Genomic DNA, 22598 nt, shown 5'->3' with positions numbered 1-22598 from the left:
GCCGAAACCGCCGCGCGGCACCTCGCGGGGCTCGGTCTCCTCGGTGAAGACGGCGGGGTCGCGGAACGACACCCCGTACGCGGCGGTCGAGGACCGGACCACCAGCTTCCGCAGCCGCGGCGCCCGTTGACAGGCGGCGAGCAGCTGCATGGTGCCGATGATGTTCTGTTCCTTCATCGCCGCCCGGCCGCCGTGCTGCTGGTCGGGCGCGGTGACCAGGGCCAGGTGCACCACCGCGTCGACGTCGAGGTCGATCAGCAGACCGCCGAGCGAGTCGAGGTCGAGGCGGATCCGCTCGACCCCGTCGAGCAGGTCGGTGAACTCGGGAACGGGGGCCGCCGGGTCCACCCCGATGACCCGCTCGATGCGCGGGTCGGCGGCGAGGCGGGCGGCGACGTGCGCACCGAGGTAGCGGCCGACCCCGGTCACGACGACGACCCCCGGAGCAGCGGGGGTGCCACCGGGGGTCATGTCGCGCGCCTTACCCGACAGGCGGGATCGAGCCGGGACGTCCACGGCCTGATCACCTGAGCCTCCGACGGTCGACAGTTGGCAGGTGGTGCCGGGTGCCGGGCCGAAGCCCGGCCCCGGTCACTTGCCGAGACGGCGACGCTGGACGCGGGTCTTGCGCAGCAGCTTGCGGTGCTTCTTCTTAGCCATGCGCTTGCGGCGCTTCTTGACCACCGAGCCCATACGACAGCCTTTCGATGCAACGTGCGGGGCGGACCGGGCGACACCACGCGGGTGGCGTCGATGACCGCTTGCGGACAACGGACCGGACCAGCGTGGTGGGCAGGGCGCACCGGCGTGCGGTCACGATCGGGTCCAGGGTAGCGGCAGCGCGTCAGCAGAACCAACGCGACCCCGTCCATGCCCGTTACGTCGCGCTCGACGGCCTGGCCGGCGGCGCGTCAGGCGGTCTCCTGGAACGCGCCCCGGAGGTAGTCGTGCACCGCGTGCTCGGGCACCCGGAACGACCGGCCGACCCGCACAGCGGTGAGCTCACCGCTGTGCACGAGACGGTAGACCGTCATCTTTGACACCCGCATGACCGTCGCCACCTCGGCGACGGTCAGGAACCTGACATCCGACAGTCGACCGTCGGACTGCGACCCGGCCATGGCTCACCGACCCATTCCCATGCCCGGCGCGTACCACCGGGACGGGTTGCTCCCGCCACGACGAGCGACGCGCGTGTTACCAGTACGGTAGCGGGGCGGCTGTGACCGGCGCGATCCCTTCCTGCGATTGATCATGCGATGCTCGCCGTTTTCCCCGCTGTTGACCTGGCATTTTCCGCCCGGAAGGACCGCCCGTCCGGTTCACGCGCGGCGGCCGGGGGTGGTCACTCGGCCCGCAGCGCCACCACCGGGTCGAGCCGACCGGCCCGCTGGGCCGGGACCACCCCGAAGACGATGCCCACCGCGGCCGAGACCCCGAAGGCGAGCGCCAGCGACCACCAGGTGATCGCGGCCGGGATCGGCGACACCGCGTCGACCAGGAGCGCGGTACCCACGCCGAGCGCCATCCCGGTCAACCCGCCGATCGACGTGAGCAGCACCGCCTCCAGCAGAAACTGCACCCCGATGTCCCGGGGCCGAGCGCCGACCGCCTTGCGCAGGCCGATCTCGCGGGTCCGCTCGCGTACCGAGACGAGCATGATGTTGGAGACCCCGACCCCGCCGACCAGCAGCGAGATGCCGGCGATCGCGGCCAGTACGCCGGTGAGCACGCCGAGGATGTCGCCGAGCACGCCGAGGATCTGCTGCTGGGTGACGGCGCTGAACTCGGTGTCCGGGTGCCGACGGGACAGCTCCGCGACGATCCGGTCGCCGAGCTGGCCGATCTGCTCCCGGTCCGGGGCCTTGACCGCGATGCCGTCGATCCGCTGCGTGCCCCAGAGCCGCTGCGCGGCCGTCACCGGGATGTGCACCTCGTCGTCCCGGTCCACACCGAGGCTCTGCCCGAGCGGGGCGAAGACGCCGATCACCCGGAACCGGACGCCGGCAACAGCCAGCTGCTGGCCGAGCGGATCCCGGTCGGGAAAGAGCGCCCGGGCCACGGACGCCCCGAGCACGGCGACCCGCCGGCTGGTGTCCACGTCCGCCCCGGTCAGGTACCGGCCCCGGGCGAGCGAGCGGGTGAAGACCGTCGGGGTGGTCTCCAGCACCCCCTGCACTGTGGTGAAGTCGGACCGGGTGCCGGCCCGGACGGTCGCGCCGGAGGCGATGGTGACCGCCACCCGTCCCGGGTCACCCACCACCCGGGAGACCGCGTCCACGTCCTTGAGGTCGAGTGGTGAGACCACCGGAGCGGTGCCGACCTCGATCCGGCCGGGGACCACCAGCAGCAGGTTGGAGCCGAGCCCCTCCACCTGCTGCTCGACCTTCTGCTTGGTGCCGGTGCCGATGGCCACCAGCAGGACCACCGAGGCGACCCCGATGATCACCCCGAGCATGGTGAGCACGCTGCGCATCCGGTTCGCCCGCAGCGCGTCCAGCGCCACCCGCCACGCCTCGGCGATCCTCACGACGCGCCCCCGCTCAGCGGAAGCCGTCCGGTGGCTCCGGTGGCGCCACCGGAGCCACCGGACGGGTGCCCCGGGCCGCTTCCGGACGCGGACCGGGGCTCCGCGCTGGGAGCGCCGTCCAGTGTCGCAGGTCGACCGGGATCATCGAACAGCGGTCGATCATGAGCGGTGTCGGACCGGATCAGGCCGTCGCGTACGGCGATCCGCCTCCGGGGCGCGGCCGGCCACCTCCTGGTCGTGGGTCACCATGACCAGCGCCACCCCGGACTCGGCGTTCAGCCGTTCGAGCAGTTCCAGCACCGCCTCGCCGGTGGCGGTGTCCAGGTTGCCGGTGGGCTCGTCGGCGAGCAGCACGGCCGGGTCGGTGACCAGGGCACGGGCGATGGCGACGCGCTGCTGCTCGCCGCCCGAGAGCTGGTTGGGCCGGTGGTGCAGCCGATGCCCGAGCCCGACCCGGCCGAGCATCGCCGCCGCGCGTTCCCGCCGCTGCCGCGCCCCGATCCCCCGATAGACCAGCGGCAGCGCGACGTTGTCCACCGCGGACGTCCGGGGCAGCAGGTGGAACGCCTGGAAGACGAAGCCGATGGTCTCGTTGCGCAACGCCGCCAGCTCCGGGGCGCTGAGGCTGGCCACGTCCCGGCCGCCGACCACCAGCCGGCCGCCCGTCGGCCGGTCGAGCCCACCGAGCAGGTGCATCAGGGTCGACTTGCCGGAGCCGGACGGGCCGATCACGGCCACGTACTCGCCGGGATCGATGGTGAGCGACACCCCGCGCAGGGCGGGCACCGACACTCCGTCCAACTCGTACGTCCGGGACACGTCGACCGCCTCGACGGCCGGCACGCCGACGGGCAGGGCCGTCACGGGTGTCCCCGCCCCGGCATCGCGGCGCTCACTTCAGTTCCTGGCCGTCGTGGACCCGGTCGGTGCCGCGCACCACGACCCGGTCACCGGCCCGCACCCCGCTGACGATCTGCACCAGGTCCTGCCCCTGCACGCCGACGGTCACCGGCACCCGGTCGGCCCTTCCGTCCCGCAGCACCCAGACCGCGTCCCGCCCGTCGTCGGAGAAGACCGCCGAGGCGGGTACGGCCACCGCGCCGGCCGCCTCGCGTACCCGGAGGTGGACCACCGCGTTCATGCCGGGTCGGGGTGTCGGTGCGGGCTCCCCCTCGCCGAGCCGCCCGGCGCCGAGGCCGAGGCGGACCCGGTAGGTGACGCCGCCCCGGGCCGAGCTGGTGGGCAGCACGTCCACCGAGCGGACCGTGGCGTCGTACGTCGCGCCGGTCACCGCGTCCAGCTCCACCGCGGCGGACAGACCGGCCCGGACCAGCAGCACGTCGGTCTCGTCGACCTCGGCGAGCAGGCCGAGCTGGCCGGTGTCCACGATGGTGAGCACGGGGGTGCCGGCGGTGACCCGGCCCCCGGGCGGCACCGCGTCGTCGACTCCGGGCGGCGGGCCACCCTGGGTGCCCACCTGGAAGGCCGACGGGTCGATGCCGGCAGCCGCGCCGCCACCGGCCGCGCCGAGCAGGTTGGTGAGGTCCGTCGGGGCCGCGACCCGGGTGCCGCCCGGCTGCACCACCCCGGCGATGGGGGCGCGCAGGGTCAGCGCGTCGACGGTCGCCTTCGCCAGGTCGTACGCCTGCTGGGCCTGGAGGCGCTGCGCGGCCGACAGGGCACCGACGGCGCTGTTCAGCCCGGCCACCCCGCGCTGCACCGCGGCGACCGCCCGGTCGGCGGCGCGGGCAGCCGACTCGTACTGCTGCTGCGCGGACTCGACCTGGAGCAGCAGCGCGGAGCGCAGCTGCGGGTCGCCGATCCGCCCGGCGGCCTGGCGCGCGGCGTCGAACGCCTCGGCGGCGGCGCGGTCCGTGCCGCGCCGGTGCCCACCCAGGTCGCCGACGCCAACGCCCCGGCCGGCCCGCTTGGCCGCCCGCAGCGCCTCGCGGGCCTGCTTGAGCCGCTCCTGCGCGGACGGCGAGTCGATCACGGCGAGCACCTGGCCCCGGGCGACCCGCTGCCCGGGTTGGACGCGCAGGCTGGCCAGGGTGCCGTCGGCGGGCGCGGTGAGGGTGGCGGCGGCCCGGGCGGTCACCGTGGCCGGCGCGTCGATCACCTCCGTGACTTCGGCGTGGCCCACCTGCGCCACGGCGATGCCGGACCGGTCGTCGCCGCAGGAGGCTGCGGTCGTGCCGGTCAGGGCAACGACGGCGAGGAGGGCGGTGAGCAGGCGGGGGCGGGTGGCCGCGGGCGACCGCGGCGGGTGGGGGCGGGCCACCCGGCCCATGCTACGAGCCGTTGTCGACGCATCGCCGACCCCGTGGTCAGGAGCCCGCGTCGGCACCGGCGACGCCACGGACGTACGCGACGCAGTCGGCGTGCAGGGCGGACCAGGGGTCGTCGAACACCTGGTCGGCGGCGTCGTCCAGGGACCGGTGCTCGTGCACCACCGCCCGGAAGAAGTCGAGCGTCCGCTGCTCGCCGAACCGGTCGACCAGATGGCGTACGGCCAGGTAGCCGACGCCGTAGGCGCCGCCGACCCGGTCGTCGGCCGCGTCGTCGGCGGGTGCCAGGGAGTCGAGGCGGCCGTCCCATCCGCCGCGGATCAGCTGCCGCACCTCGGCCAGGCCCGCGAAGCGGTCCACCGGCTGGCCGTCGGCGCCCGCGTACTCGGCCAGCCCCTCCACCAGCCACCAGTCGGATCGCTCCGAGTAACCCCGGTCCGGCAGCGACGCGGCGTGGGTCAGCTCGTGCCGGAGCAGGTCGCCGACCCCCTTCGGGCTGACGCTCTGCGCGTTGAGCACGACGTCGTGGTGCCCGCCGCCGACGCCGACCGCGTACCCGGCCGTCCACTTCGGTCGGCCGCCGCCGTACCAGCGCTGCCACTCGGACTGGCCGGCGTAGAAGATCAGGTAGCGGTCCGGCGGGGTGCCGGTGACCGCGTACCGGTCGGCGGCCCTGGCGGCGGACTCGGCCTGGGCGAGCAGCCAGGGCAGCTTGGCCCGCAGCGCGGGCGTGGTGGCCACGACGGCACGCTTCCCCACCGCCACCGCCAGGTCGCTCACCTCCCATGGGCGGGCTCCGGCCGGCGTCGCCCGGGACTCCTCGACGGCGACCAGCCGGGGCTCCGCGCCGACCGTCCGCCACCGGGTGCCCATCGCCATCGTGCTCGGGGTGCACTCCGGCACCACGAAGCAGTAGCCGACGGTGACCGCCAGCCGCCACTCACCCGGTCGCCCGTCGACTGTCGTGGGCACCCCGTCCGCCTCCGGCCGCCACACGGTGACCCGCAGGGCCCGCAGTCCGGCGTACCGGCGGGTGAGGGCGGGCCGGGCGGCGGGCTCGGCGACGGCGAGGAAGCCGGACCGGTCCCCGGCGAGCAGGGCGGCCGCCTGGCGGTCGAGCTGCGCCGTCATCCGCGCGCCGAGGCGCCGAGCCGCCGCCGTCGCCGGGTCCGCACGGTCCGCCCCCGCCCGACCGGCCGCATCCCCCACCAGGCCGAGCAGGAGTACGCCCGGAACACCGCACGCCACCAGCGCGAGCACCAGCGCGAGCGCCGTCCAGAGCGGCCAGCGCCGGCGGCGGCGCGGCGCCACGGCAGGTGCCAACGCTCGGGCGCCGCTGCCGGCGGCCCAAGCGTCCGGTCGCGCACCGCTGCCCGCGGCAGGCGGCACGGGCTGCTCGTCACCGTCGGTCACCGGCGAAGGGTACGACCAATCGGGTGATCCGGCCAGACCAGACCGCGCACCGGCGAGCCCGACCAGATCTGGTGTCGGCTCAGACCGGGTCGCCGGCGAGCGTGAGCAGGGCCTTGTCCACCGCCCAGACGGCCACCAGCAGGGCTCCGGGCACGGGCCGACCGGCGAGCGCGAGCAGCAGCCCTCCGGTGACGAAGCAGGCGGCCTGGACGGTGAGCTTGGCCGGCGCGGGCAGCGGCACGCCGGCCTTCGGCGAGCAGAACAGGCCCCACACCACGGCGATCAGCAGCGGCGCGCCGAGCCCGGCGGCCACGCGTACCGGCCAACCGGCGGGCCGGGTGAACCCCCACCAACCGGCGACGACGAGCAGCGCCAACTCCAGCAGGAAGGCGAGCGCGAGCAGGGTGGCCTTCATCATCAGGACCGCCAGTTCCGGTACGCGGTGTCCAGCGCGGCCACCATCTGGTCGAAGGAACGGTCGACATCCCGGGGCAGCCCGAACCCGCCGGCCGCCTCGAGGGTGAGGAAGCCGTGCACGGCGGCCCGGAACATCCGGGTGGCGTCGACGGCCGCGTCGCCGCTGAGGTCGTACCCGTGCAAAATCGCGTAGACGGCGCCGACGGCCCGCTCGGCGGCGGCGAGGTGCTCGGGGTCGTCGGGGTCGGGTGCCCGCTGGGTGGCGGGATAGCGGCCCGGGTGCCGGCGGGCGTAGTCCCGCAGGGCCGCGGCGACCGCGCGCAGCGCGTCGGCGCCGGCCCGGCCCGCGGCGGCCGCCGTCAGCTCGGTGGCGACCTCGGCGGTGGCCAGCACGGACAGCTTCTGGTGCAGGGCCTCCACGCCCTTGACGTGCTTGTAGAGGCTGGGCAGCGCGACCCCGAGCCGGCCGGCGAGCGCGGCCAGGGTGAGCCGGTCGTGGCCGACCTCGTCAGCGAGGACGGCCGCCTCCCGGACCACGGCCTGCGGGGTGAGGCCGACCCTAGGCACGGGACGTCACCGCCAGGAACTCGACCAGGTCGGCGGCGGTGGCGTCGGGCTGGTCGGCGTGCGGGTAGTGGCCGGAGTCCGCGATCATGCGGGCCTCGGCGGTGGCGAAGAGCCGGCGGGCGGCTCGCGCCTCGGCGCCCGGGTCCTTGAAGTCCGGGTCCTTCGTGCCCATCAGTACGAGCACCGGCTGGCGCACGTCCCTGGCCCGGGCGGTCCAGTGCGGGTCGACCGGTTCGATCACGCCACGCACCGCGGCCATCCGGCCGCGCAGCCTCGCGACCATCTCCCGGCGGTACGCGGCGTCGTCCGCCGGCCGCCCGCACGGGAAGAGCGTGCGGTGGAACATCCCGAACACTCGGGGACTGCGCAGCACGACCGCCTGGGCCAGCCGCATCGCCGGGTTCGGCTTGAGCTGGGCCACGAACGGGCTGACCTGCACGATGCCGTTGACCAGCGCGGGGGCGTCGGCGGCGGCGAAGACCACGGCCGCGGCGCTGGACGAGCTGCCGACCAGGGTGGCCGGGCCACCGCCGAGCGCCCGCACCACGGCGAGCAGGTCCCCGCCCACCTCGGCGGGGGCGTACGTGGGCCAGCGGGCGCTGGAGTCGCCGTGCCCGCGCACGTCGACCGACGCCACGCGGTAGCCGGCCGCCACCAACCGGGGCACCAGGTGCCGGAAGGCGGCCCGGTTCTCCCCCATGCCGTGCGAGAGCAGCACCAGCGGGCCCTCCCCGTGCACCTCGTACGCGATGGTCCCGCCACCCCGCGACATCTGGCTAATAGTCATAGCTATAAAGCTAATGCTATTAGCTTTATCCGTCAAGGCTTGACCTCGACCCGAGTGGAGGTCGCAGGACCTGTTCGTGCTCTACCTGACGGGCCGGTCGACGACGACCTGGCCGAGAGACTGGTATGGGCCGGCGGGACCAGGGTCTCCGCCGGCCCGTACTGGGACCGTTGGGGAATGACGTTCGCCGACCCGGACGGCTACCGCCTGGTGCTGAGCACCCGGGCCTGGTCGAACGCCTGAATCACTTCTTCGAAAGCAGCGCGCGGCCGAAGAACATCAGGTTGGTCGGGCGCTCGGCCAGGCGGCGCATCAGGTAGCCGTACCACTGGTCGCCGTAGGGGACGTAGGTGCGCACCGTGTACCCCTCGCCGATCAGCCGCTTCTGCTCCTCGGGGCGGATGCCGTACAGCATCTGGAACTCGAACCGGTCCGGGCTGCGGTCGAACCAGCGGGCCCGGTCCTCGCCGATGGCGATCAGGCGCGGGTCGTGGGTGGCCAGCATCGGGTAACCGTCGCCGGACATCAGGACGTTCATGCAGCGCACATACGACTTGTCCACCTCGCGGGCGGACTGGTAGGCCACCGACTCCGGCTCCTTGTACGCGCCCTTGCAGAGCCGCACCCGGGACCCGGCGCCGGCCAGCTCCCGGCAGTCCGACTCGGTACGCCGCAGGTACGCCTGGAGCACCGCGCCGGTCGACGGGTAGTCCTTGCGCAGCTTGGCCAGGATGTCCAGCGTCGAGTCGGTGGTGGTGTGGTCCTCCATGTCCAGGGTGACCGTGGTGCCCGCCCCGTCGGCCGCCGCGCAGATCGCCCGCGCGTTGTCGTACGCGAGCTGCTCGTCGAACTTCTGCCCGAGCGCGGAGAGCTTCACGCTCACCTCGGCCGCCGGGGTGAGTTCGGCGGCGGCGAGCAGCCGCAGCAGCTTGAGGTATTCGTCCCGGGTGGCGTTCGCCTGCTCGGCGGTGACGGTGTCCTCGCCGAGGTAGTCGAGGGTGACCGCTTGGCCGTCGATGACGAGTGCGCGGGTCGCGCGCAGCGCGTCGTCGGTGCCGGCGCCGGCGACGAACCGGCGGACGACGTCCCGGGTGAACGGGGCCGTCGCGACGAGCCGCTCGACCTGGGATGACCGGGCGGCAGCGAGGATGACGGAACGGAGCATGAGCTGAGCGTAACGCCCCGCCGCGGACCCGCGCCCGGGGGCGGCCAAGGGGAGAGGAGGGCCCCTTGTCAGCGCCTGGCGCGTCAAGAAGGGGCCCTCCATACTGGCGTGGTTGGGCTACAACGATCATGTGGAACCACGCCCCCGCCGCCGGCTCCGGTCGGCCACCGTGCAGCTCGGCGCGCTGACCGCCCTGGCGCTCACCCTCTCCGGCTGCAACCTGACCGACGACGATGACGACTGCGCTTCCGGCCGGACGGGCGGCGGGGGCGGGGGCGGGGGCGGGGGCACCGTCGCGGTGGCCCGACAGGTCCCGGCCCCCACCACCGCCCGGGACGCCGCCGCGCCGGTCGCCGCGGCGCTGCCCGCGCGCGGTGGCTTCGGCAGCCACCTCGCCTCCTGCGGCGGCTGAGGTGCGCCGCGAGTCGAGCGTCCCCCGTCCGGGCTGGGACGCCACCATCCGGTCGCAGGGCCTGGTGTACGTCGACACCGAGCTGCCCGACGGCGGAATCATGTCGTACTGGGACGAGACCGCCGCGTACGCCTTCGACCTGGACGAGGTGCTCCGGCTGGAGGAGGCGACCGAGGAGCTGCACCGGATGGCGGTGGCCGCCGCCGAGCACGTGGTGGCCCGCGACCGGTACGCGGAGTTCGGCATCCCGGCCTGGGCCGCCGAGGCGGTCGCCCGGTCGCTGCGCGAGGCCCCGCCGACCCTCTACGGCCGCTTCGATCTCTGGTACGACGGCTCGTGGCCGCCGAAGCTGCTGGAGTACAACGCCGACACCCCGACCGCGCTGGTCGAGGCGAGCATCGTGCAGTGGTACTGGCTGGAACACACCCGGCCCACGGCGGACCAGTGGAACAGCCTGCACGAGCGACTGGTCGGCGCGTGGGCCAAGATCGGCACCGGCCTGCACGACCCGCGGGTGCACGTGGTCTGGTCCGAGGAGGAGGAGTCGGGCGAGGACCAGATCACCGCCGGCTACCTGGCCGAGACGGCCCGCCAGGCCGGGCTGGACGTCACGCTCATGCCGATCCAGCGTGTCGGCTGGGACGGGCGGCGCTTCGTGGACGCCGACGACCGGCCGATCACCACCTGCTTCAAGCTCTATCCGTGGGAGTGGATGCTGGCCGAGCCGTACGGGCCGCCGGCGCTGGAACCGGGCACCCCGACCACCTGGATCGAGCCGGCCTGGAAGCTGCTGCTGTCGAACAAGGCGCTGCTGGCGGTGCTCTGGGAGCTGTACCCGGGCCACGACTACCTGCTGCCGGCGTACCTGGACTCGCCCCGCGGGATGACCGAGTACGTGGCGAAGCCGCTGCTCGGCCGGGAGGGAGCTTCGATACGTATCGTCACCGGTGGGGCCGAAATCACCAGTCCGGGAAGCTACGGCGACGAGGGCTTCTGCTACCAGGAGTTCCGGGCGTTGCCCGAGTTCGGCGGGCACCACACGGTGCTGGGCAGCTGGATCGTGGACGGTGAATCGGCCGGTGCCGGCGTGCGGGAGAGCGCGAGCCTCATCACAGACGGTTACGCGCGGTTTCTCCCCCACTACATCGACGCGCCGCGGAGCGCGTGAGTCGTCTACCGTTGATGTCGTGAACTTCGACGCGTACGCCCGGACCGGGGTTGATCTCGTCAACACCCGTCTGGACGACCTCGACGACCTGCGGGCCATCTTTCCCGACGAAAACGCGTGGATGCGCGAGGAGGTCGCGGAACGGGACCTGGCGATCTTCCGGCGAGCGCAGAAACGCCTGCGCGACGTCTTCGAGTACGGCACCTCCGGGCGAGACGCCGAGGCCGTGGCGGAGCTGAACGCGCTGCTGGAGAGTTTCCCGGTCCAACCGCGCATCTCCGGCCACGACTCCAGCGACTGGCACATGCACGTGACCAGCCGGGGCGCGTCGGTCAGCTCCGAATATCTGGCCGGCGCGGTGTGGGGCCTCTCGGTCTGGCTCTGCGAGTACGGCAGCGCCCGGTTCGGCGTCTGCGCGGACGAGCGCTGCGGCAACGTCTACCTGGACACGTCCTCGAACTGCTGCCGGCGGTTCTGCTCGGAGCGCTGCGCCACCCGCTCGCACGTGGCCGCGCACCGGGCCCGCAAGCGGGCCGCCGTCAGCGACCAACTCCCGGTCCCCACCCAGAGCGAACCCCTCACCCCGGTCAGCTGACCTCCGCCCCGGTCTGGCGTCGACCGGGGAGGGGACGGTCAGGCGTCGACCGGGGACGGAGCGGTCAGGTTGGCGCGAGCGAACTCGAGGGCCTCCCGGAGGTCGGCCTCGCGGACGCCGCGGCTCTTCGCGCCCCGGGTGGTCACCTCCACCGCGACCGAGCCGGTGAAACCGCGGCCGGCCAGCGAGCGGAGCAGCTGCGCGCAGGGCTGGCCGCCGCGCCCGGGCACCAGGTGCTCGTCGCGGCCCTCGCCGGTGCCGTCGCCCAGGTGCACGTGCGCCAGGCCGGCCCCCATCCGGTCCGCCATCGCCAGCGCGTCGGTGTGCGAGGCCGCGCAGTGCGACAGGTCGAGCGTGTACGAGGCGTAGCCGGTGTCGGTCGGGTCCCAGCCGGGGACGTACGGGACGAACTGGCGCCCGGCCATCCGTACCGGGTACATGTTCTCCACCGCGAAACGTAGCCCGCCGAACTGGCCGGCGATCCGGTCGAGGCCGTCGGCGAAGTTACGGGCGTAGTCCCGCTGCCAGGTGAACGGCGGGTGCACCACCACCGTCGGGGCCTCCAGCGTCTCGGCCAGCTCGGCGGCCCTGCGCAGCCGCTCCCACGGGTCGGGGCTCCACACCCGCTGGGTGACCAGCAGGCAGGGCGCGTGCACCGAGAGGACCGGGACGCCGTAGTGGGCCGCCAGGCCGCGCAGGGCACCCGGGTCCTGGCTCACCACGTCGGTCCAGACCATCACCTCGACGCCGTCGTACCCGAGCGCCGAGGCCAGCTGGAACGCCGCCGCGGTCCGCTCAGGGAAGACCGACGAACTGGACAGCAGCACCGGGACGCGGGAAGTCACGCCTCTGAGGGTAGCCGCCCGTGTCGCGGAGCATCGGGACGAGCATCCGCAAAGCTCGCAGACCGCCGGACCGTGATCACATCGGCCCGAGCTGATCGAGCCGGCAGAGGATGACGCCCTCCCGCAGCGCCCACGGGCAGATGTCCAGGCGGTCCACGTCGAGCCGGCGCATCACCGTCTCGGCCACCACCGCACCGGCGAGCAGCTGGTGCGCCCGCCCGGCGCTCACCCCCTCCAGCTCGTGCAGCTGGCCGGGCGGGATGTGCCGGATGAAGCCGAGCACCTGCCGCAGCCCGGTCCGGGTCAGGCTGCGCCGGGCCCACAGCCCCGCCCCGGAGGGTGCCGCGCCGGCCAGCCGGGCCAGCATCCGGAAGGTCTTCGAGGTGGCCACCGGACGCTCCCAGCCCACCTCGGCGAACTGCTTGGCCACCGGGTCGAGCAGCACCTCGACGTACTCCCGCAGCTCGTTGACGGCCTGGGCGGACGGCGGCGCGGCGGCGGCCGGGTCGACCCGCAGCCGCTCGCGGCTCAGCCGCCCGGCGCCCAGCGGCAGCGAGATCGCGATGTCCGGGTCCTCGTCGATGCCGGCGGCCAGCTCCAGCGAGCCGCCGCCGATGTCCATCACCAGCAGCCGGCCGGCGGACCACCCGAACCACCGCCGCACCGCGAGGAAGGTCATCCGCGCCTCGTCCGCGCCGGAGAGCACCTCCAGGCGTACGCCGGTCTCGTCGCGGACCCGGGCCAGCACCTCGCCGGCGTTGGTGGCGTCGCGGACCGCGCTGGTGGCGAACGCGAGCAGGTCGTCGACGTCCAGCCCGTCCGCCGCCGTACGCGCCATGCTGACCGCCTTGACCAGGCCGTCCGCGCCCGCCTCGGTGAGCGCGCCGTCGGGGCCGATCTGCTCGGCCAGCCGGAGCACCACCTTCTCCGAGTGCGCCGGCCACGGGTGGGCGCCGTGGTGGGCGTCGACCACCAGCAGGTGCACCGTGTTGGAACCGACGTCGAGGACACCCAGTCGCATGCTGGCGAGCCTAGGGCCAACACGTTTCGCCGGCTCGCCGGCCGGCCCGGCTCACCCCGCGTACGCTGGTCCGGGTGACAGGCCAGATCGAGCTGCATGTGCTGGTGGACGACCCCGACGACCCGCGCAGCCGGGAGGTGGAGCTGGACTTCCCCCGGGAGTGGATCGAGTTCGTCGACCCGGCGGACGAGAAGCACCTGATCCGGGCCGACCTGACGTGGTTGCTCTCCCGGTGGACCTGCGTCTTCGGCAAGGGCTGCCACGGCATCATCGCCGGCCGGGGTGCGGACGGCTGCTGCTCGCACGGGGCGTTCTTCACCGACTCGGACGACGAGAAGCGGGTCCGCGCCGCGGTCAAGCGACTCACCCCGGAGACCTGGCAGCACTTCCGCAAGGGCTTCAAGAACTGGACCGAGAACGACACCATCGACGGCAAGAACCCGGCCCGGCGTACGGCCACCCGCGACGCCGACTCACCCTGCGTCTTCCTCAACGACGCCGACTTCGTCGGCGGGGGCGGCTGCGCGCTGCACGCCCAGGCGCTGCGCGACGGCGTGCACCCCCTGGAGTACAAGCCGGACGTCTGCTGGCAGCTGCCGATCCGCCGCGACCAGGACTGGCACAAGCGGCCGGACAACACCAAGGTGCTGATCTCCACGCTCACCGAGTTCGACCGGCGCGGCTGGGGCGCGGGCGGGCACGACCTGGACTGGTGGTGCACCTCCTCCACCGACGCGCACGTCGGCGCCGAGCCGATGTACCTGTCGTACGCCCCGGAGCTGACCGCGCTGGTCGGCGCCCCCGCGTACACGAAGCTCGCCGAGCTGTGCGCCGCCCGCCTGCGCCAGGGTCAGGTCGCCCCCCACCCGGCCACCGAGGATCGATAAAGTAATGATCTTGGTAGCAGGATTGCTACCATAGCGCCCATGGCGATGACCCTTCGACTGGACGAGGAACGCGAAGCCAAGCTGCGCCTGGTCGCCGAAGAGGAAGACAGGTCGATGCACGCGGTCGTCGTAACCGCTATCGACGACTACCTCGCGCGGCGGAACGCCAAGCAGTTCGAACAGTTGGCCGACGACATCATCGATCGGCATGCCGCGCTGCTGGCTCGGCTCGCCGAATGACGGCAGAGGACGTATACCACCCGACACTGGCCGACGTCGTCCGTATCGCTCGCAAGATCGGAGCGGGCGTCCGCGACGCTGGACTGATCGAATCAGCCGTTGCCCGACCGAGGACGAGCGTCTTCGGTGCGGATGCCTATCCGGACTTGTGGACCAAGGCGGCAGCGTTGCTGCATTCCCTGGTCAACAATCACCCGTTCGTGGACGGCAACAAGCGGATGGGGTGGATCATCGCGGTGGCGTTCCTGCGCCAGAACCACGCCATCTCCGACACGCAGCTCAACGAAGCCGACCAGGATGCGGCGTACGACCTGGTTATCGGCGTGGCGGAGGGCCGGTTGACCGAGGTCGACGAGATCAGCTCGGCCCTCCGCAAGGTCTTCTGAGCAGCCCGCGCCGGCCTACGCCGGCCTGGCAACGAGCAGGGTGACCACGCCGTCGTCGTCGCTGTAGACGTGGGCGCCCGGCGAGAAGACGCAGTTGCCGAAGAACACCGGCACGTCCCGTTCGCCCGCGCCGGTCTTGGCGCTCTTGCGCGGGTTCGTGCCGAGCGCCTTGATGCCGATCGGGAGGGACCGCAGGGCGGCGACGTCCCGGACCGCGCCGTTGATCACCACGCCGGCCCAATCGTTCCGCGCCGCCGTTCCGGCGATGACGTCACCCATCAGGGCGCTGTGCAGCGATCCACCCCCGTCCACCACCAGGACCCGGCCCTCCCCCGGCTCCGCGACGATCGACTTGATCAGGGCGTTGTCCTCGAAACAGCGCACGGTCACGGCGGGCCCGTTGAAGGCCCGGACGCCGCCGAACTGGCGCAGCTGCGTGTCGCACGAGCCGAGGACGTCGCCGTACCGGTCGTAGAGGTCGGCGGTTGCGGGTGTCTCCATGGTTTCTCCGTCTCTTTCAGTCGGGGTTCGGATCGGCGCGGTGCAGGCCGGTCGCGGCGACGGCGGCGCCGGCCAGACCCGCGGCCGTGCAGGCGAGGACGCCGGCCGCACCAGCGCCGGCGGCCAGCGCCCCGGCGGCGCTGGGGATGAGCACCTGCCCGAGGCGGTTGCCGGTGAGGCGCAGCGACATCGCCCGGCCGCGCAGCCCGGGCGGGGCCACCTCGGCCAGGAACGACATGGTCAGCGGCTGGCCAGCGCCGAGCCCGAGGCCGGCGACGGTCACCACCACGGCCATCACCCAGAACGGCAGCGGCGGCAGCAGCAGGCCGAGCCCGGCGGCGGAGAGCGCGACGGTGCCGATGAGCAGCGCGCGCCGGCCGATCGCCGCGACCAGCCGGCCGAGCAGCAGCCGGGACGCCATCGAGGCGACCGCCCGTACGCCGAGCAGGACGCCGATCGACCCGGCGGCGATGCCGCGCTCCGCCCCGAGTGCCGGCAGGTAGACCAGGGTGATGTCGACCGCGGCGAGGACGACGCAGCTCACCGTGAGGGCGCGGACCAGCCCGGGCTGCCGCAGCAGCTCCCGCATCCCGCCCGCCGCCGGCCCGGCCGCCGGCTGTTGGTGGTGGCCGGACGGGCGCAGCAGCGCGGCGGCGACCAGCAGCGGCACCGCGAGCGCGGCCGCGCCGAGGAAGATGGCCCGGGTGTCCGGGATGGACCGGTCACCGCCGAAGACCACGATCAGGCCGGGGCCGAGCGCCTGGCCCAGCGAGGCGGCGAAGGTGTAGTAGCCGAACGCCGCGTCGTACCGGTGCGCCGGGGTGCGGTTGGCGACCAGCGCCTGTTGGGCCACCACCGCGCAGAGGTGCGCGGTGCCGAGCAGCATGCTGGCCACCACCAGGCCGGCCACCGAGCCGGCGAGCAGCACGAAGCCGAGGCCGGCGGCGGCGAGCAGGGCCGACCCGGCGAGCGCCACCCGGCGCTCGCCGAACCGGTCGACGGCGTGCCCGCTGGGCACGGCCAGCACCAGCGGTACGACGGCGAAGCTGGCCCCGAGCACACCCAGCCAGGCCCCCGGCACGTCCAGCTCCAGCGCCCGGTACGCGGACGCCGGCCGGAGCATGAAGGTGACCGCCTGCACCACGATCGTGTGGGTGAGCAGCAGGGCGGTCTGGGCGCGCCCGGGAGCCGGCGAGCCCCCGGGCGCCACTCAGTCGGCCTTCACCGCAAGGACCGGGCAGGGCACCCGGAGCAGGATCTCCTGCGCGGTCGACCCCATGATCAGCTTGCCGACCGGGGTGCGGTGCCGGATGCCGATCACCACGAGCGAGACGTCCTCGGCCGCGACGATCTCCTCGATCTCCTCGACCGCGTCCCGGCCCCGCATGAGCTGCCGCACGTTGTGCGGCACCCCGGCCGCGACCAGTTCGCGGACCACCTGGTCCAGGTCGGCCTCCTGGGCGAGGCGCGGGTCGGCGTACGCGTCGCCGCGCGAGGTGTTCACCACCAGGATCGGCTCGTTCCGGAACCGGGCCTGTTCGATCGCGGCCCGCAGGGCCGCCTCGCCCAGCGGCGAGGGCACGTAGCCCACCAGCACGGTCATCCGGTCACCAACCTTCCGCGAAGCGGGCGGACCACGAACCGGCCGATCAGCGGCCAGAGGAGCACCACGGCGATCGCGGCGTAGATCACCCAGGACACCCAGCCGCCGATCAAGCCGTGCAGCTCGCCGCCGGAGAGCTGCAGCGCCCGCCGGCCGTGCAGTTCGGCGAGCGGGCCGAGGATGACACCGACGATCAGCGGCAGGATCGGCAGCCCGAAGCGCCGCATCCCGAAGCCGAGCAGGCCCAGGGCGAGCAGCAGGAACAGGTCGAACGGCTGGGCGTTGACCGCGTACGCGCCCATCGAGGCGAAGAAGATGATCCCGGCGTAGAGGTACGGGCGCGGGATCCGCAGCAGGCGCGCCCAGGCGGGGGCGAGCGGCAGGTTGAGCACCAGCAGCAGCAGGTTGCCGATGAAGAGGCTGGCGATCAGCGTCCAGACCAGCGTGGATTCCCGCGTGAAGAGCAGCGGGCCGGGCTGGATGCCGAACTGCTCGAAGGAGGCCAGCATCACGGCGGCGGTGGCGTTGGTGGGCAGGCCGAGCGCCAGCATCGGCACCAGGGTGCCGGCGGCCGAGGCGTTGTTGGCCGCCTCGGGTCCGGCGACGCCCTCGATCGCGCCCCGGCCGAACTCCTCCTTGTGCTTCGAGAGCTTCTTCTCGGTGATGTACGAGAGGAAGGTCGGGATCTCCGCGCCGCCCGCCGGCACCGCGCCGAACGGGAACCCGAACGCGGTGCCGCGCAGCCAGGGTTTCCAGGACCGCTTCCAGTCCTCCCGGCCCATCCAGGGTTGGCCGACCGGGATCACCTCTCCGGACTTGCGGCGCAGGTGGGCGGCGACCCAGAGCGCCTCGCCGACGGCGAAGATACCGACCGCCACCACGACCACGTCGATGCCGTCGATGAGCTGCGGGATGCCGAAGGTGAGCCGCTGCTGACCGGTCTGGTCGACCCCGATCACGCCGATGACCAGGCCGATCAGCAGTGAGGCGAAGCCGCGTACCCGGGACGCGCCGAGCACCGCGGTGACCGCCACGAACGCGAGCAGCATCACGGCGAGGTAGTCGGGCGAGCCGAGGCTGACCGCGAACTGCACCACCGGTGGGGCGACCAGCACCAACAGCAGCGTGGCGATGGTGCCGGCGACGAACGAGCCGATCGCTGCGGTGGCCAGGGCCTGGGCGGCGCGCCCGGCCTTGGCCATCTTGTTGCCCTCGATGGCGGTCACCACCGAGGACGACTCGCCGGGGGTGTTCAGCAGGATCGAGGTGGTCGAGCCGCCGTACATGCCGCCGTAGAAGATGCCGGCGAACATGATGAGCGCCGAGGTCGGCCCCAGGTTGTAGGTGACCGGCAGCAGCAGCGCCACCGTCATCGCCGGGCCGATGCCGGGCAGGACCCCGACCGCGGTGCCGATGGTCACGCCGAGCAGCGCGATCAGCAGGTTCATCGGGGTCAGCACATGGCCGAACCCGTCGAGCAGATTGCCCAGGTTTTCCATTACAGGATCCCTTGCAGTACGCCGGCGGGCAGGTTGACCCCGAGCCCGATGGCGAAGGCGTAGAACGTGATCAGCGACAGCGCGACGGAGATCAGCAGATTCCGGAAGTAGTGGCGGTTGCCGAGCGCGTACGCCGAACCCCAGAAGAGGATCGTCCCGCTGATCACCCAGCCGAGCCGGTCGATGAGCACCGCGTTGACCAGGAACGCCCCGATCAGCAGCAGCACGGTCCGCCAGTCGATCGGGGTGCTCAGGTCGACGTCCTCGCCGGCCTCCGGCTCACCGGTGCCGCCGCGGAACACGTCCAGCGCGTAGATCGCCGCGACGATGAGCAGCAGCACGCCGAGCAGGATCGGCACCGGTTTGGGGCCGATCGGGTCGGCCCTGTTGATCGCGCTCCCGATCCGGGTCGTCGCGTCGAAGATGACCAACCCGCCGACCAGGGCGAGAAACGCAGAGACGCCGTACTGCGCCCGGTCGGTCTTCGGTGCGACGTCCGCCGCCGGGTCGGTTCCGGCCGCCGCCAGCTCCTCCGGCGTACGCGGCGCGCTCGGCCCGGTCAGCTCGGGCGCGTCCGCCACGGTCGGCTCGGTCGCGGCCCGTTCCGTCGCCAGGGCGGCGGCCGGCGTGGGGGCCGGTTCGGCCGGCGCGGCCGTCGGCTGCGCCGGGATCTCGGGTACGGCCGGGGGCCGGGGCGGCGGGTCGCCGCCCCGGTCCGGTCGGGTCGTCCTGCCGGTCATGCCAACCCGAGCTGCTTGAGCACGTCGGCCACTGCCTTGTCCTGCTCGGTCAGGAAGGTGCCGAAGTCGTCGCCGGTGATGAACGCGTCGGTCCAGCCACGCTTCTTCAGCTCGGCCTTCCACTCCGCCGAGTCGTGCATCTTGGTCAGCACGTCGATCCAGACCTTCTTGTCGGCGTCGCTGATGCCGGGCGGCGCGACGATGCCCCGCCAGTTGGTGAAGACCAGGTCGATGCCGGAGGACTTCAGGGTCGGCACGTCCTTGAGCGCCTCGATCGGCGCCTCGCTGGTCACCGCGAGGACCCGGATCTGGCCGGCCTCGACCTGGTCGAGGAACTCGCCGAAGCCGCTGGCGCCGAAGGCCACCTTGCCCCCGAGCACGGCCGGCAGCAGCTCGCCGCCGCCGTCGTACGAGACGAAGTTGACCTGGCGCGGGTCGATGCCGACGGTCTTGGCGAGCTGCATGGGCAGCAGGTGGTCCGGGCCACCGGGCGAGGAGCCGCCGCCGACCGCGAAGCCCTTCGGGTTGGCCTTCCACGCCGTGACCAGGTCATTGATGGTCTTGTACGGGGAGTCCTTCGGCACCACGATGGCGCCGGCCTCCTCGATCATCTTCGCCAGCGGGGTGGTCTGGGTCAGCGTCGCCGCCGACTTCGAGGTGTACGAGGCACCGACCACGCCCAGCCCCATCTGCATGGCGAGCTTGCCGTTGCCCTTCTCGTTCACGGTCCGCTGGAGGCCGACCGTGCCGCCCGCGCCGGGCAGGTTGAACACCTGCACGCCGGTGGCGATCTTGGCGTCCTCCATCACCTTCGCGGCGGTCCGGGCCGTGGTGTCGTAGCCACCACCGGGGGTGTTCGGGACCATGATCCGCAGTCCGGTGACCGGCTTGCCGTCGTCGGCGGCACCGGCCCCACCCTTGTCGGCGGTGGCACCGCAGGCCCCCAGGGCGAGCGCCGTAGCGGCGGCCACGCCCATGACCAGCAGGTTTCTCCTAGTTGCCATCATGTTTCTCTTCCGTTTCGAATGAGTCCGGCGGCAAGATGGTGGCCTCCGAGCAGGCAAGCTGTCTGCGTTGTGTCACCAGCGGAAGTTGAGGTCTTTGTGGTCGCGGTCACGTCCCGGCGCCGTACGCTCGCCGGGCAGCTGCTCGTCCTCCAGCTCGCGATCATCGTCGTGGTGCTGGTGGCGGTGGCCGCTGTCTCGCTGGCCCAGTCCGCGGCCACCTTCAACCGCGTCGAGGGGCGCCGGGTCGCCGCGCTCGGCGAAGAGCTGGCCGGCAACACCCTGCTCCGGGGTTGGCTCAACCAGCCCGCGCCCGGCGAGGCGATCGCACCGCTGCTACAGAACACGCTGATCCGGTCCGGGGTGACCCACGTGACCGTGGCCAACGAGCAGGGCCGGGTGGTCAGCTCGACGGACCCGACGCTGGTCGGCAACCCCGTGGTGCTCGGCGACCCCCGGGTGGCACAGGAGGGGCGCAGCTGGTTCGGCGAACTGGAGGTCGACGGCACCCGGCAGCTGGTGGCCCAGGTGCCGGTGCTCGGGGACCGGAAGCAGGAAAACCTCGGCCGGTACCTGGGCGTGGTGGTCGTCGGTGAGGCGTCGCCGAGCTGGTCGGAACGACTGGTCGGGGCCTCCTCCTACCTGCTCACCTACCTGGGCATCGCCTGCGGCCTGGGAGTGGTCGGGTCGTGGCTGCTGGCCCGGCGGATCAAGCGGCAGACCCTCGGCCTGGAGCCCCGGGAGATCGCCGGGCTGGCCGAGCACCGGGAGGCACTGCTGCACGGCATCGCCGAGGGGGTGATCGCGCTGGACCCGCAGCAGCGCGTCACCCTGGTGAACGCGGTGGGCCGGCGGCTGCTCGACCTGCCCGAGGACTGCCTCGGGCAAAGCCTCCGCGAACTGCGGATCAACGGCCGGCTGCGGGACGTGCTGGCCGGCATCGGCCCGGAGGCCCGGGACCAGGTGGTGGTGCGGCGCGGCCGGGTGCTGGTGATGAACCGGATGACGGTCCGCAAGGACGGCCGCCGGCTGGGCTCGGTCACCACGCTGCGGGACCGGACCGAGCTGGCCCGGTTGGAACAGGAACTCGGCTCGTTCCGCAGCACCACCGAGCTGCTGCGGGCGCAGACCCACGAGTTCGCCAACCAGTTGCACACCATCTCCGGCTTGATCCAGATCGGTGAGCACGACGAGGTGGTCCGGTACGTCGACGCGCTGAGCCGGCACCGCGCCTCGCTCGACCTGACCGTCACCAGCCGGATCCACGACACCGCGATCGCGGCGCTGCTCATGGCAAAGTCGGCGGTGGCCGCGGAACGCCGGGTGGAGCTGCGGATCTCCGAACGGACCGGGCTGAACCGGCTACCGGCCGAGCTGTCAGCGGACGTCGCCACAGTGCTCGGCAACCTGGTGGACAACGCGGTCGAGGCGGTGGCGGGCGGCCAGGAAGCGGCCGGCGAGGCGGCGGAGCAGCCCGCCTGGGTGGAGGTCGAGCTGCGCCAGGACGCCGCCTCGGTGGAGATCGTCGTCCGCGACTCCGGCCCCGGGGTCGCGCCGGAACTGGCGCAGGAGGTCTTCACCCACGGCTTCACCACCAAGGCGGCCCACAGCGGCGAACGGGGCATCGGCCTGGCGCTCACCCGCCTGGTGTGCCACCGTCGCGGCGGCGAGGTGGCGGTGACGAACACCGCCGAGGGCGCCATGTTCACCGCGCGGATGTCGGTGCTGGCCAGCATGTTGGAGGAGGCGCGATGATCGACGTGCTCGTCGTCGACGACGACTTCATGGTGGCCCGGATCCACCGCGGGTTCGTCGAACGGATCGACGGCTTCCGGGTGGTCGGCACCGCCAGCACCGGCGAGCAGGCGGTGGCGGCGGTCGAGGAACTCCGACCCGACCTGGTCCTGCTCGACCTCTACCTGCCCGACATGTTCGGCCTGGACGTGGTGACCCGGATCCGGGCCGCCCGGCATGACTGCGACGTCCTGGTGATCAGCGCCGCCCGCGAGGCCGAGGCGGTCCGCCGGGCGGTCCGCTACGGCGCGGTCAACTACCTGCTCAAACCGTTCGGCTTCGACGAGCTGCGTACCCGGCTGGAGCAGTACGGGGCCCGCCGCGCCGCGCTGCGGACGGCGATGGTCACCGACCAGGCCGACGTCGACCGGGTGCTCTCCCGCAGCGGCACCCTGGCCGTCGCCCCCGCCCTGCCACGCGGGCTCAGCACGGAAACCGCCGAACTGGTGGAACGCGCCCTGCGCGAGCACCGCGGCACCCTCTCGGCCAGCGAGTGCGCCGACCGGGTCGGGATCTCCCGGGTCAGCGCCCGCCGCTACCTGGAGCACTTCTCGGGTACGGGGCGTGCGGAGGTGAGCCTGCGCTACGGGGCGGCCGGTCGCCCGGAGCGCCGCTACACCTGGGTGGCCTGACGCTGCTGTTGGTGGGTGGTTGCTGTGGTGCTTGGTTGCTGTTGGTGGGTGGTTGCTGTTCGGGCTGGGGGCGAGGGTGACCGGCTCCGGGCGGTCAGGCTTGA

General features: G+C 73.1%; 26 protein-coding genes and 2 pseudogenes. 9 read left to right on the top strand and 19 right to left on the bottom strand.

Going from position 1 to position 22598, the window contains the following annotated elements; translation table 11 throughout:
• The 10 genes and pseudogenes from ABZ570_RS28685 to ABZ570_RS28640 form a co-directional block, all read right to left on the bottom strand.
• Positions 1-471, bottom strand: a 471-nt coding sequence (locus ABZ570_RS28685; RefSeq protein ID WP_358070286.1) for an NAD-dependent epimerase/dehydratase family protein, incomplete at its 3' end; no start/stop codon positions are given.
• 120 nt (positions 472-591) lie between these two features.
• The gene (locus tag ABZ570_RS28680) at positions 592-693 is read right to left on the bottom strand and encodes an AURKAIP1/COX24 domain-containing protein (RefSeq protein ID WP_007465623.1); all 102 of its coding nucleotides are present in this window, start codon (positions 691-693) and stop codon (positions 592-594) included.
• 218 nt (positions 694-911) lie between these two features.
• A complete protein-coding gene (locus ABZ570_RS28675) occupies positions 912-1121 on the bottom strand; it encodes a helix-turn-helix domain-containing protein (protein WP_358070283.1) in 210 nt (69 codons plus the stop codon).
• Between the two features lie 224 nt (positions 1122-1345).
• Positions 1346-2530, bottom strand: coding sequence for an ABC transporter permease (locus ABZ570_RS28670; RefSeq protein WP_358070280.1), 1185 nt, complete (start codon positions 2528-2530; stop codon positions 1346-1348).
• A pseudogene (locus ABZ570_RS28665) lies at positions 2527-3385 on the bottom strand (ABC transporter ATP-binding protein). Before ABZ570_RS28665 ends, ABZ570_RS28670 begins: the two are co-directional and overlap by 4 nt.
• Positions 3386-3422: 37 nt before the next feature.
• A complete protein-coding gene (locus tag ABZ570_RS28660; protein WP_358070277.1) occupies positions 3423-4820 on the bottom strand; it encodes an HlyD family efflux transporter periplasmic adaptor subunit in 1398 nt (465 codons plus the stop codon).
• A gap of 37 nt (positions 4821-4857) precedes the next feature.
• Complete coding sequence (locus ABZ570_RS28655) at positions 4858-6231, bottom strand: hypothetical protein (protein WP_358070274.1); 1374 nt, start codon at positions 6229-6231, stop codon at positions 4858-4860.
• A gap of 79 nt (positions 6232-6310) precedes the next feature.
• Positions 6311-6649 carry a YrdB family protein gene (locus ABZ570_RS28650; RefSeq protein WP_358070271.1) on the bottom strand — a complete coding sequence of 113 codons (339 nt, stop codon included), beginning with the start codon at positions 6647-6649 and terminating at the stop codon, positions 6311-6313.
• The gene (locus ABZ570_RS28645) at positions 6649-7215 is read right to left on the bottom strand and encodes a WHG domain-containing protein (protein WP_358070268.1); all 567 of its coding nucleotides are present in this window, start codon (positions 7213-7215) and stop codon (positions 6649-6651) included. The genes ABZ570_RS28650 and ABZ570_RS28645 overlap by 1 nt, the downstream gene beginning before the upstream one ends.
• Positions 7208-8002: an alpha/beta hydrolase gene (locus tag ABZ570_RS28640; protein ID WP_358070265.1), complete on the bottom strand. Its 795-nt coding sequence runs from the start codon at positions 8000-8002 to the stop codon at positions 7208-7210. The genes ABZ570_RS28645 and ABZ570_RS28640 overlap by 8 nt, the downstream gene beginning before the upstream one ends.
• Positions 8003-8063: 61 nt before the next feature.
• Here ABZ570_RS28640 and ABZ570_RS28635 point away from each other — a divergent pair.
• Positions 8064-8245: pseudogene (locus tag ABZ570_RS28635) on the top strand (VOC family protein); the annotation flags it as partial.
• A 1-nt stretch (position 8246) separates the two neighbouring features.
• Here the strand turns inward: ABZ570_RS28635 and ABZ570_RS28630 are convergent.
• A complete protein-coding gene (locus ABZ570_RS28630; protein WP_358070263.1) occupies positions 8247-9167 on the bottom strand; it encodes a proline dehydrogenase family protein in 921 nt (306 codons plus the stop codon).
• A 130-nt stretch (positions 9168-9297) separates the two neighbouring features.
• On the opposite strand from ABZ570_RS28630, the gene ABZ570_RS28625 reads away from it, so the two are divergent.
• Genes ABZ570_RS28625 through ABZ570_RS28615 form a run of 3 tightly spaced genes read left to right on the top strand, consistent with a single transcriptional unit; the run spans position 9298 to position 11342 of the window.
• Positions 9298-9579, top strand: coding sequence for a hypothetical protein (locus ABZ570_RS28625; protein WP_358070261.1), 282 nt, complete (start codon positions 9298-9300; stop codon positions 9577-9579).
• A gap of 1 nt (position 9580) precedes the next feature.
• Entirely contained in the window at positions 9581-10747 is a 1167-nt protein-coding gene (locus ABZ570_RS28620) for a glutathionylspermidine synthase family protein (protein ID WP_358070258.1), read from the top strand.
• Between the two features lie 19 nt (positions 10748-10766).
• Positions 10767-11342, top strand: coding sequence for a CGNR zinc finger domain-containing protein (locus ABZ570_RS28615; RefSeq protein ID WP_358070255.1), 576 nt, complete (start codon positions 10767-10769; stop codon positions 11340-11342).
• A 38-nt stretch (positions 11343-11380) separates the two neighbouring features.
• On the opposite strand, the gene ABZ570_RS28610 is transcribed toward ABZ570_RS28615, so the two are convergent.
• Positions 11381-12187: a sugar phosphate isomerase/epimerase gene (locus tag ABZ570_RS28610; RefSeq protein WP_358070252.1), complete on the bottom strand. Its 807-nt coding sequence runs from the start codon at positions 12185-12187 to the stop codon at positions 11381-11383.
• 76 nt (positions 12188-12263) lie between these two features.
• Positions 12264-13208 carry a Ppx/GppA phosphatase family protein gene (locus ABZ570_RS28605; RefSeq protein ID WP_358070249.1) on the bottom strand — a complete coding sequence of 315 codons (945 nt, stop codon included), beginning with the start codon at positions 13206-13208 and terminating at the stop codon, positions 12264-12266.
• 74 nt (positions 13209-13282) lie between these two features.
• Between ABZ570_RS28605 and ABZ570_RS28600 the strand changes: the two genes are divergently transcribed.
• Genes ABZ570_RS28600 through ABZ570_RS28590 form a run of 3 tightly spaced genes read left to right on the top strand, consistent with a single transcriptional unit; the run spans position 13283 to position 14721 of the window.
• On the top strand, positions 13283-14095 hold the full coding sequence (locus tag ABZ570_RS28600) for a hypothetical protein (RefSeq protein ID WP_358070246.1): 813 nt from the start codon (positions 13283-13285) through the stop codon (positions 14093-14095).
• Between the two features lie 39 nt (positions 14096-14134).
• Entirely contained in the window at positions 14135-14335 is a 201-nt protein-coding gene (locus ABZ570_RS28595) for a hypothetical protein (protein ID WP_358070243.1), read from the top strand.
• Entirely contained in the window at positions 14332-14721 is a 390-nt protein-coding gene (locus tag ABZ570_RS28590; protein WP_358070240.1) for a type II toxin-antitoxin system death-on-curing family toxin, read from the top strand. The genes ABZ570_RS28595 and ABZ570_RS28590 overlap by 4 nt, the downstream gene beginning before the upstream one ends.
• A gap of 15 nt (positions 14722-14736) precedes the next feature.
• Here ABZ570_RS28590 and rraA read toward each other — a convergent pair whose 3' ends face one another.
• From rraA to ABZ570_RS28560, 6 genes are read right to left on the bottom strand one after another with little or no spacing between them, the layout of a single operon-like run.
• Positions 14737-15222 (bottom strand): ribonuclease E activity regulator RraA, encoded by a 486-nt coding sequence (rraA, locus tag ABZ570_RS28585; RefSeq protein ID WP_358070237.1) that lies wholly within the window; start codon positions 15220-15222, stop codon positions 14737-14739.
• A gap of 16 nt (positions 15223-15238) precedes the next feature.
• The gene (locus ABZ570_RS28580; protein WP_358070234.1) at positions 15239-16432 is read right to left on the bottom strand and encodes an MFS transporter; all 1194 of its coding nucleotides are present in this window, start codon (positions 16430-16432) and stop codon (positions 15239-15241) included.
• Positions 16433-16825, bottom strand: a complete 393-nt coding sequence (locus ABZ570_RS28575) for a universal stress protein (RefSeq protein WP_358070231.1) — start codon at positions 16823-16825, stop codon at positions 16433-16435. It abuts the gene before it with no gap.
• Positions 16822-18324: a tripartite tricarboxylate transporter permease gene (locus tag ABZ570_RS28570; protein WP_358070228.1), complete on the bottom strand. Its 1503-nt coding sequence runs from the start codon at positions 18322-18324 to the stop codon at positions 16822-16824. The genes ABZ570_RS28575 and ABZ570_RS28570 overlap by 4 nt, the downstream gene beginning before the upstream one ends.
• A complete protein-coding gene (locus tag ABZ570_RS28565; RefSeq protein WP_358070225.1) occupies positions 18324-19064 on the bottom strand; it encodes a tripartite tricarboxylate transporter TctB family protein in 741 nt (246 codons plus the stop codon). Before ABZ570_RS28565 ends, ABZ570_RS28570 begins: the two co-directional genes overlap by 1 nt.
• The gene (locus ABZ570_RS28560; RefSeq protein WP_358070222.1) at positions 19061-20068 is read right to left on the bottom strand and encodes a tripartite tricarboxylate transporter substrate binding protein; all 1008 of its coding nucleotides are present in this window, start codon (positions 20066-20068) and stop codon (positions 19061-19063) included. Before ABZ570_RS28560 ends, ABZ570_RS28565 begins: the two co-directional genes overlap by 4 nt.
• Before the next feature lie 99 nt (positions 20069-20167).
• Between ABZ570_RS28560 and ABZ570_RS28555 the strand changes: the two genes are divergently transcribed.
• Positions 20168-21823, top strand: coding sequence for an ATP-binding protein (locus ABZ570_RS28555; RefSeq protein ID WP_358070219.1), 1656 nt, complete (start codon positions 20168-20170; stop codon positions 21821-21823).
• Entirely contained in the window at positions 21820-22494 is a 675-nt protein-coding gene (locus ABZ570_RS28550) for a response regulator (RefSeq protein WP_358070216.1), read from the top strand. The genes ABZ570_RS28555 and ABZ570_RS28550 overlap by 4 nt, the downstream gene beginning before the upstream one ends.
• Positions 22495-22598: the final 104 nt, after the last annotated feature.

The sequence above is a fragment of the Micromonospora sp. NPDC007271 genome (genome assembly GCF_040634005.1).
Lineage (GTDB): Bacteria > Actinomycetota > Actinomycetes > Mycobacteriales > Micromonosporaceae > Micromonospora.
Note: the sequence above shows the minus strand (reverse complement) of the source record. Positions and strands in the feature narration are given on the sequence as shown.

What these genes read in the sequence shown, in the direction of transcription:
- rraA (WP_358070237.1), bottom strand. Translation starts at nt 15,222, where the DNA reads ATGGAGACACCCGCAACCGCCGACCTCTACGACCGGTACGGCGACGTC.
- ABZ570_RS28640 (WP_358070265.1), bottom strand. Translation starts at nt 8,002, where the DNA reads ATGACTATTAGCCAGATGTCGCGGGGTGGCGGGACCATCGCGTACGAG.
- ABZ570_RS28660 (WP_358070277.1), bottom strand. Translation starts at nt 4,820, where the DNA reads ATGGGCCGGGTGGCCCGCCCCCACCCGCCGCGGTCGCCCGCGGCCACC.
- ABZ570_RS28630 (WP_358070263.1), bottom strand. Translation starts at nt 9,167, where the DNA reads ATGCTCCGTTCCGTCATCCTCGCTGCCGCCCGGTCATCCCAGGTCGAG.
- ABZ570_RS28550 (WP_358070216.1), top strand. Translation starts at nt 21,820, where the DNA reads ATGATCGACGTGCTCGTCGTCGACGACGACTTCATGGTGGCCCGGATC.
- ABZ570_RS28675 (WP_358070283.1), bottom strand. Translation starts at nt 1,121, where the DNA reads ATGGCCGGGTCGCAGTCCGACGGTCGACTGTCGGATGTCAGGTTCCTG.
- ABZ570_RS28595 (WP_358070243.1), top strand. Translation starts at nt 14,135, where the DNA reads ATGGCGATGACCCTTCGACTGGACGAGGAACGCGAAGCCAAGCTGCGC.
- ABZ570_RS28575 (WP_358070231.1), bottom strand. Translation starts at nt 16,825, where the DNA reads ATGACCGTGCTGGTGGGCTACGTGCCCTCGCCGCTGGGCGAGGCGGCC.
- ABZ570_RS28570 (WP_358070228.1), bottom strand. Translation starts at nt 18,324, where the DNA reads ATGGAAAACCTGGGCAATCTGCTCGACGGGTTCGGCCATGTGCTGACC.
- ABZ570_RS28680 (WP_007465623.1), bottom strand. Translation starts at nt 693, where the DNA reads ATGGGCTCGGTGGTCAAGAAGCGCCGCAAGCGCATGGCTAAGAAGAAG.
- ABZ570_RS28565 (WP_358070225.1), bottom strand. Translation starts at nt 19,064, where the DNA reads ATGACCGGCAGGACGACCCGACCGGACCGGGGCGGCGACCCGCCGCCC.
- ABZ570_RS28605 (WP_358070249.1), bottom strand. Translation starts at nt 13,208, where the DNA reads ATGCGACTGGGTGTCCTCGACGTCGGTTCCAACACGGTGCACCTGCTG.
- ABZ570_RS28560 (WP_358070222.1), bottom strand. Translation starts at nt 20,068, where the DNA reads ATGGCAACTAGGAGAAACCTGCTGGTCATGGGCGTGGCCGCCGCTACG.
- ABZ570_RS28590 (WP_358070240.1), top strand. Translation starts at nt 14,332, where the DNA reads ATGACGGCAGAGGACGTATACCACCCGACACTGGCCGACGTCGTCCGT.
- ABZ570_RS28650 (WP_358070271.1), bottom strand. Translation starts at nt 6,649, where the DNA reads ATGATGAAGGCCACCCTGCTCGCGCTCGCCTTCCTGCTGGAGTTGGCG.